8 protein-coding genes are annotated in these 8,911 nt (G+C 41.7%); all 8 read right to left on the bottom strand.

Annotated elements, in window-relative coordinates; translation table 11 throughout:
- Positions 1 to 35 precede the first annotated feature (35 nt).
- On the bottom strand, positions 36 to 809 hold the full coding sequence (locus tag NJ959_RS20815) for a phytanoyl-CoA dioxygenase family protein (RefSeq protein ID WP_254013659.1): 774 nt from the start codon (positions 807 to 809) through the stop codon (positions 36 to 38).
- Positions 810 to 1,011: 202 nt separating this feature from the next.
- A complete protein-coding gene (locus NJ959_RS20810) occupies positions 1,012 to 2,052 on the bottom strand; it encodes a phage tail protein (protein ID WP_254013658.1) in 1,041 nt (346 codons plus the stop codon).
- Positions 2,053 to 2,193: 141 nt separating this feature from the next.
- Complete coding sequence (locus NJ959_RS20805; protein WP_254013657.1) at positions 2,194 to 4,434, bottom strand: putative baseplate assembly protein; 2,241 nt, start codon at positions 4,432 to 4,434, stop codon at positions 2,194 to 2,196.
- A 159-nt stretch (positions 4,435 to 4,593) separates the two neighbouring features.
- Entirely contained in the window at positions 4,594 to 4,998 is a 405-nt protein-coding gene (locus NJ959_RS20800; protein WP_254013656.1) for a GPW/gp25 family protein, read from the bottom strand.
- A 235-nt stretch (positions 4,999 to 5,233) separates the two neighbouring features.
- Positions 5,234 to 5,680 carry a hypothetical protein gene (locus tag NJ959_RS20795; RefSeq protein ID WP_254013655.1) on the bottom strand — a complete coding sequence of 149 codons (447 nt, stop codon included), beginning with the start codon at positions 5,678 to 5,680 and terminating at the stop codon, positions 5,234 to 5,236.
- A gap of 24 nt (positions 5,681 to 5,704) precedes the next feature.
- Positions 5,705 to 6,100, bottom strand: a complete 396-nt coding sequence (locus tag NJ959_RS20790; RefSeq protein ID WP_254013654.1) for a DUF4280 domain-containing protein — start codon at positions 6,098 to 6,100, stop codon at positions 5,705 to 5,707.
- A 174-nt stretch (positions 6,101 to 6,274) separates the two neighbouring features.
- Positions 6,275 to 8,224 carry a VgrG-related protein gene (locus NJ959_RS20785; RefSeq protein ID WP_254013653.1) on the bottom strand — a complete coding sequence of 650 codons (1,950 nt, stop codon included), beginning with the start codon at positions 8,222 to 8,224 and terminating at the stop codon, positions 6,275 to 6,277.
- A 104-nt stretch (positions 8,225 to 8,328) separates the two neighbouring features.
- Positions 8,329 to 8,847, bottom strand: coding sequence for a CIS tube protein (locus tag NJ959_RS20780; protein WP_256529520.1), 519 nt, complete (start codon positions 8,845 to 8,847; stop codon positions 8,329 to 8,331).
- Positions 8,848 to 8,911 lie beyond the last annotated feature (64 nt).

Here is an 8,911-nt window from a genome sequence, read left to right as displayed (position 1 = left end):
ATGCCTTTCATCCCCGGACTCAAGTCACGGGGTTTTCAGGCTATTTTCTTATAATTCATGAATGGCTCATACTTATGCCCGACAAGTCTTTTAGCATAAGTAATCTGTGTAATATAACGAGTAACTGAGGAACTATTCCTAGCTCCTCTATGCCAAACTTGATTATTAAAACAAACAGCCGAACCCATCCCGCCCAAACAGCTATAGATTCTGTCTTCATATCCGGCAATATTACCATCGCACAACTTCCCAAATAGATGGGAGGCAGGAATCACTTGAGTTGGTCCATTCTCTTCAGATATAACGTCTGTCAGGTAATAATTTACGGTAAATGCCAATACATTCAGACGGATATTAGTTAAAGGATTGCCATCCAAAGAGAGAATGTGGGGTGTATCATCTTGATGCCAAGCATTTTTAGCTAACCCATCAGTTTCCGGAGGAATTTTAAACGAATTATTGTGGATAACATGAATAGTATTGGCATTAGGAATACCATCCTCCATTGAGTAGCTAGCGCCATTAGCTCCACCGATGAGATGTTCTGCAAATGTCACGATTGGCTCCAGAGCAAACAAATCTAGATTATGCTGAGAATCCTCAAACATTCGCGGCATAATCTTTTTTGATTTCTGATAATTTTTTACCTGAGCTTTCTTTAAAGCATCATCCAAATCATTTTTGAGCAAATCGCATTGTTCAGGTGTGAGGACATTTTGAATTACGAGAAAGCCATGGGCATGAAAAAATTCGATCCATTGATTTAATTGTTCTAGATTTGGCTGATTGTGAGCTAAGTATTCTGACATATAGCTAGGGACTAGGGGTTAGAGCCTAGGGGCTAGGGGAAGAAGGGAATAGAATCAAAGGCTTCAGCAATTCAGAGTGTCTTAACTGACTTCATCAACTGCTATAAATGCTGCTACAAACTATCAAAAAGCGAATTATTGAAAGTCGGCGTAATCAACGTCAGATTATGGATAATAATATTATGATTTAGATTACGCACCATCAAACGATATCCAATTGATATGTACAAAAAGCAGGTTTTTCCTGCTCAATAATTTCCCGCACTAACTTTTCATCAATCTCCATCGTACTATCAGTACGCAATACCACCGTAAAATGATAAGGCTGTCCACCACCAACAAAGGCACTTTCGCCTAACTTAGTATTCCCCATCACAAAACCCTCAGTAAACATTTCCCGAATACTAATATGCTTCTCCTCTTCTGCCAAATCTTCATCAAGGGGCAAATCAGTGAACAAATGTAAATAAAACCGCAATCCCCGACGAGTTCCCCTCCAGCGATAGATTTCCATCGCTTGATGAATCAGATACCGCTGCCTATTTAAACTTAAAGCAGGATTGAGCTGCCAACCTACCCAATGGGCGAGAAAAGGTAAAATCGCCTCCGGAGTCATTAAAGGATCGAGATAAGCCCACATCGCGTCCAAAGCCTGGACTGTGGGTTCAAAAGTCTGCTCGAAAATCTTCAGGAAGCGACCAATAAAATCCACTTCTCGATAGATTTCTGGTAAAAATTTGGGGTACAGACTCCGGGGACGGATGTAGAGATTAAATATAGAAGATTCACTAAAATGTCGCCCTGTGTCTGCTTCAGAATAAGAGACATAAATCTTACCTTGATAATCCAGTAATAGAGATTTACTGTACTTACCAACTTCATCCGACTCAAAGAAATCGTCGGGAATTTCCCAGTAAATAACAGCTTCTTTTTCTCTTTTGGGCAGGAGTTCCCTCCCTTCGACACTAACGCGATACCACTCAGAGGGAAAGTCACCCTCAATAGAAATATTAAATTGTAAAGTGCGATCGCCTCGATTTTCAAGCTGAATCAGCATTTCACTTGCTTCTCCAGGGTATAGAGTAACCTCACAACCCTTAAATCTTTGTTCATTCCCATTCATCGTTGCCAGAGGGGAACCTCTCTCCTCTTCCCCTGCTTTAGTTGGTGCGGGAATTATCTCTGACACATTCATTGATGTCAGTTGCAAACGTAAGGGTACAATATCGCGAGTTTGGGTCATTTTTGGGGGGAGTGGGGAGTTGGGAAGTATGAAGTATGAAGTATGAAGTATATCGTTCTGAGTTTTTAGTTATCAATTTTGAATTAAAACTTAAAACTCAAAACTTAAAACTCAAAACTATTTTAGCCCCTAGCCCCTTATTCAAAAAATATTGATCGCATGACCAGATCGTAGGCGATTATTGTACCAGGAACAGATTAATCCCAATGGACCGGGGTCAATTACAGGCTCTTGAGGTAAGTTTCTCTGCCAACCTTGTGGAGATTGACGCAATTCAAATAGTTGTACCGCCCCTAAATAGCGTACCCCGGAAATGCTTTGCAATAAAGTTACAATATCTGAAGAATAGACTGGACGACCAAAAGGCCAACCTGTACCCTCTGGTCCACCTGTGAGGGGATTGAGGAAGCGGTAGAGAGCAACTTGCAATTTGGTGAGAATTTCCTGTTGGGCGTAAGGATTATTGTAGGCTGGCTCTAAGGCAACTTCAGTTTGCACTGCAACGCCAACATAAGTTGGTTCCTGATATTTTACCTCAACTCCTAGTAATCGTCGCTCATCCAGATAAGCACTAACTCTATCCCGAAGTTGGGGGGTAATTTTGAAGAAATCCGGATCGATACCCAACCCTTGCTCAATTGAGTCTGTATTCGCTTGAGGGACAAGCAATAGGCGTACAATACCAGCATCCTCTTTTTTCTTTGGTGTTAAGCAGCGACTCCGCGCAATTCCTCCTCCGCCCGCTTCCATGGCAAGATATTCAAAGTCTTCTGGAGTAACAGCGCGATCGCGAGTACGCAAGAGGCGAGGTACTCGAATTACTGCATCTTCTAAAGATTCAGCATCGGCTCCGTTGCGAGCTGCGGTATGGTTAATGGTGTTAGTAATGTAGGGAATAGCCGATTTTAAAATCTTGATACTACCACTTTGGACATTACCTTTTTGTCCGCCGCCGATGCGGTAAGATACCATCAGAATTAGCGAGCCTCTAGGGGGTACTGCTCCATATTGACGTTCCATATCCTGAAGAGAAGCGGCATCCAATCTAGGCATAGTACCATTAGCTAATTGTCCTCTTGCTTCTGGCAAAAGTGGGTAATTTTGACGCTCTGTAACTCTTTGGGATGTCATCCGCCATTGAGTGCGATCCCGTAATTGAGTTGGTTCTCTTAGCAGCGGTCCAAATTGAATTGTACCTGTTCTTGAATCTATTGTATAGTGCAGATCTTCTGGTCCTGAATCTGCAAAATCATTCACTTCTTGCCAGATTTGGGGTAATCCTCCAGGAGGTGTTACTAAAAGATGTTCGTCTGTTTGCCGAGGTAAAATTCCTGTCCCTTGTAATTGAAAAGTTTGTCCAGGATTCCCATCACTTTCTCCCAAAATTTCATTTCTAATCGTGCTACATTGAATCGCTTCAACTGTGCCGCCAATGGAACGAGTACTTAATCCGACAATCCGGGGAGATCGAATATAACCAGACTGATATCGATCGGTTTCATTATAGACGCAGCGCAACCACCTTCCTCGATAAGTCACAAATTGACTAACAGGCCAACGCGGGTTTAAATGTAAGAGAACATCTGCTCCTTGCAAAGGATTTCCCCCTTGACGCACTAATTCGCTAAAACTGAATCCCTTGGTATAATCGTCAGATTCCTGTAATAAAACAGATTCCCAATAGTCACCATTCCAAGCTTCCCAGCGACGGGGCGGATTTTCTGGGTTAATCCCTGTAGCAGTAGCCGCTTCACCTTTGAAAGTAATTGCGATCGCGTTTCCTTCAATTTCCCCATCAGGATCGAATACTAAATAAAAACAATTCCCCGCTTGAGGTTGTTCGCTAAAACAGGATAAAGTTGAACCACTCCAATCTCCATTCGATTCCTGATTCCATGAACCAACAAAGCGATCTCGTAAAACTTGAGGTTGTTCTTCATCAGTTTCAGATGTTAAAAAATGTCTGATACTGGGTTTGCCAATTATCAAATCGCGGACAGTAGTAAAAACAATCGCTTCATCAGTTTGGGTTCGTAGTGTTGCTACTTCCGTACCTGCTGGAATTCTATAATTTTCAGGTAAAGTAGCGCTCATATAGAATGTCTGAACTGTTTGAGCAGGGATCGGAGGTTTTAGACGAATTCCTAATAATTCCAGAAAAGTAATATAGTTTCTGAGAGGTACTTGATTGAACCGCAGCAACATTTGGTCAGTTAACCACGCGAATAATTCAACCAGAGTAATACCAGGATCGCTAGGATTATAATTAGTCCACTCCGGGCAATAGCGAGGGATGCGTAAAATACATTCATCCACTAAATCCTGGAATTTGCGATCGTCCAGATTAGATTTAGGTAATTTCGGTAAAAAATCAAATTCCATATTGGTTATTTGTTGTTAGTTATTTGTTGTTAGTTATTTGTTATTTGTTATTTGTTATTTGTTGTTTGTTGTTTGTTGTTTGTTAACAGCTAAAACCCCAAATCCATCCGCTGCCTCCCTCACCCTAATAACCAACAACAAACAACTAATAACCAATAACTAACCCGAAGGTTGTAAATAAAAAGGATAAACCAAACTCCGAGAATCGTGAGAATCTTTAGGGTGATATTGAATAATAATATTCACTCTACCTCCCATCTGATCCGGTTCAGTAAAAACCCCATCTAACTCAATCCGAGGTTCCCACATTTTCAAAGCTTCCTCAACATAGATACGGATTAATAAAAGAGTTTCCGTATTCATCGGCGCAAAGACAAGATCCGACAACCGACAGCCAAAATCTGGGCGGTACACCCTCTCCCCTACCTTTGTACCCAAAATAATCCCAATTGACTCTTCAATGTTCCGGATTTCAGAACTGAGTTGGGGGCTACCTTGTAAGTTTACCCTTAATGGGAATGTTAGTCCACTACCTAGGTGAGTCCATTTGGAGTTATCAGCCATTTTATAATTCCTAAATGTCTTAAATATACTACTAGTAAGTCAGTCTCCTCAAGCATAGGATATTTTTTTAACGCAGAGGGCACAGAGGTTAACACAGAGGTACGCAGAGGTTTTTTCGAGAAAATCTTAGGTACTAAGGTTAATAGTTTGGGTAGTGTTTCAATCATGGTAGCAGTTTCTTCCTTAAAGGTAGGTATTAGTAATTGGAGTAAAATCTTCCCAACCTACCATTAATCTAACATTTGCTAATAGATGCACCACTGGCAATATGTTCGGGATTGCTTACTGGTGGAACTGGCTGAGGTAGGGTGTTAAGATATTGATGATATTCTTGTTCTTTTTGGGCAAAATCCTCCAAGTCACAGATAGCTATCCATTGATGGCAATCTATCGTAGGAGTACCAATAACGTAGAGAATAGTGTTATTGCTGAAAGCTTGCCAAAGTTGATGGCATTTTTCTTGTGTCATCTCCGATTCACTCAAATGTTTCTCGTGGATGACTCCATACAAGTGCAATTCCTCGGTATCGGGGTCAACTTGATAGCGCAATTCAGGTTGGTAGCCCAATTCCATCAGTTTTGCGATCGCCTCTGTTGGTGTTATACCATCTAGGTGTACCTGGTTGAGGCATATAGAGACTTGGACGTACTTATCTTTTGGCAGTAACAATTGAGGAAACATCGGTTAGCTTCTTCGGATAGACTCTTAAAGGACACTTACCTTAAATTGTCCCGGCGTAACTATCTTAATTACCCCTCCCCACATACAGTTACAGACAGATAAGTTATCCAGTGCTGGAAACTTATTAATTTTAGTCTTAATTGCCCCAGGTTTCCATGGTCCCACGGGAACAGGTATGCAAGGCATAGGAGTTAAGACACCCAAAGCGGCAGTGGTAGCTGCTGCTACGGCTGGATTGGCTATGGAAATACACATACCAAAGGGTGGAATATTGGCAATTGGTACAAAATCCATAATAGTAGCAGCTAGCATACCCTGAACTGATACAGGTGGACCTTTAGGAATGACAATTAACGAACTGGGTGCTAATCCAAAAGGTATACATTGAAGCGTTGCTCCCATACAAGTTTGTAATGGCATTGTTTTGCTCCTCTTGTTAATTTGTTATTTGTTATTTGTTATTTGTTATTTGTTATATTAATACTCACCAACTCATAACTAATAACCAATAACTAACAACTAACAACTAACAACTAACAACCAACAACCAACAACTAACAACCAACAACCAACAACCAACAACTAACAACATTACTACCCAAGACTTACCATAGGTGCAGAAACGCTAACCATTGCTTTACCTTGCACTGAGGTTTGAGTTCCACTCAGTTGAGCTTGACCTGGAGTATCAATAGTAATCCCTGCCGCTCCTAGTTCTACTTTGTGAGCGGTAGATTTTATTGTAATAGCTGCTGGGGTCATTTCTATCGAACTACTACCCACTTTCAGAGTAATGCCCGTCTGTGCTATTATCTCAATCTTTTGGTTAGCACTAATAGTGATTTTATCCCCACTATCGCTCATTTCACACTTATTACCATTAGTAGTTTGAATCAAAATCTTCTTATTCTGATCGTCCAAACGCACCTTATGACCACCATTAGTATTCACTTCGACAAACTTGTCTGTGTCATTCATCTGGACATGATGACCAGCAACAGTATCAAGAGAAATCCCTTTCTTACTACTGCCCTTATCCTCTTCCACAAACTGTAGTTTATGTCCTGTTCTGGTTTTAAAAGTGCGGAGACGCTTTTTACCACCAACTACACTATCATCTACTTTTTCCGGCGGATTATCTTTACCATTAAAAACCCCACCAATCACATAAGGACGCTGCATATCGCCATGTTCAAAAGCAACCATCACTTCATCATTAATTTCTGGTAAACAATCAAAACCGCGATCTGCTCCTGCACCTGTTGCCACAACCCGTGCCCAATAGCTGGTATCATCTTCTGTAAAAGCGGGAAATTTTACCCTGACTCTTCCCCAGCCGTTGGGGTCTTTGTTATCAGTAACCAAACCAACCAGGAGATTTTGGGCGGTTTTGGTGGCTAATGAGGATGACATCACAGATGCAACTCCATTATCTCCTCGCGAACCTCGCACGCTAAATTCTGTAGTGTAGACCCGTTCTTGGTACAGATGACAACAACTCGTCACGTAATATTCACCAGAACAGTTGCCCATATCCTTAACTTTCACCAATGTCCCAGTCCGAATTTTGGGATTTCCTTCTGCTTTACCATCCGCTTGGACAAATTGTCCCGCCAATTCATCACACAAAGCTTGGGCAATATTTTGCGCTTCAGAACCGTTGGATACAGGTTTATCCACTACTATCATCTTGGGCGTAGGCGGCTGTCCTTTAAAGCTCTTACTAGTTTTAACTCCTTCACCATGTTTGGTTTTAGTAAAAACTCGCCCATTACGCGCTGTTTCTACAATAGATCGCTTTTGGCTATAGTCCCAACCCCGTACCTCAACTTCACTCACCTGTTCATCACTACTAACTCTCACCTCAAAACTGTGGATATCCTTCAACCACTCTAATTCTAGAGACTCTTCAACTTTAGGTTTACGGAAGTTAAGCTTACCATTTTTAACAAATAGCTCAAAACCATTGCGATTTGCCCGTTCCCTCAAGAATTCCAGATTAGTCTGATTTTGTTGGAAAATATAGCCATTACCACCGCCGATATCCCCATAACCATAAGGACCTCCTGTATTATCAATAGTCCCTGTTGGTATTCCCACTTCCCCCGCAATTTTTCTGACAATATCCGTATCCGTCATATTCTGAAAGGAGCGGTTGTAACGTCCCCGCGTGAGGCGATGGGAGACATCATAACCGCGAATAATCATCGGCGCTTGAGAATCACTGGTGAAGTGGTACTCCATCCCCGTGATTTCCCCTTCTAGGATATAGTCCTTTTTTTCTTGGGCAAATTCTCTGGCTTGACTGGTACTAGAAGTAAATCCAATCTTAATTGATTTGCCAATTTCAAACAAGCTGGCATATCGCCAAGTCTGATCTTGCGATCGCCCTGGAAAATAATCATTATTAATTACTATAGTAAACGTGCCCGGTTTATGGAGACTCTCTTCTACCGAGATTTCCAGAATATCCTCGATCAAACTTGCCGCTGCTGCTTGACCATCAATTTCTAATATTGGTTCCGCTATGTAAGTTGTAGGCATGGAATAGGAAAAAGAGTTTTGAGTTTTGAGCTTTGAGTTTTGAGTTTCAATTCAAAATTAAGAATTCCAAACTCAAAACTCTTCCAGGGAATTGGGAATCGTTACTAACTACCATTACCCCGACTATTACCCTGACGTTGGGAACTACTAGGCTGAGGGGTTCCCATTCCTGGTTGGGAGGTGGATTCATCAATCTCTTCCAGAGAAAGATTAACCTTGGCACGTACTGGCGTGCCATCCTCCAGAAACATAGTCAAATTGTAGGTACAGTTGGTAATAAAGCAGCGAATATATTGCGTAGCACCCCAAGTAAATAGATATGTAGGTGGGCGTTTTTCCTTACCTTCTCCGGATTCGGCAAAATTTAGTGCTTTTTCAAATTGTGATATATATGCTAGGACACTCTCTCCAGTCTCGTAGGTATCGAACATAATATCGTTGATACTGAGTTTGCAGGGTTCCGGGTAGGCAAAGTTAACTTTGGGTAGTCCTCTGCCTGTCCGTGCGCCGCTATTTTTAGTTAAATTAATTTGCTGAGTGAATCCCAACTGGTTGGGATTGAACATGAACTCAATAGTTCCGCCTCCATCTGTGGAAATGAGTTTAGCTTTCACCAATGACATAACCGGGGTTCCTTTGAGCTATGGGAGTGGGGAGTGGGGAGTGGGGGGTGCGGTCTTTTATAGA

Source organism: Limnofasciculus baicalensis BBK-W-15, assembly GCF_024178385.1.
GTDB lineage: Bacteria > Cyanobacteriota > Cyanobacteriia > Cyanobacteriales > Coleofasciculaceae > Limnofasciculus > Limnofasciculus baicalensis.
Note: the sequence above shows the minus strand (reverse complement) of the source record. Positions and strands in the feature narration are given on the sequence as shown.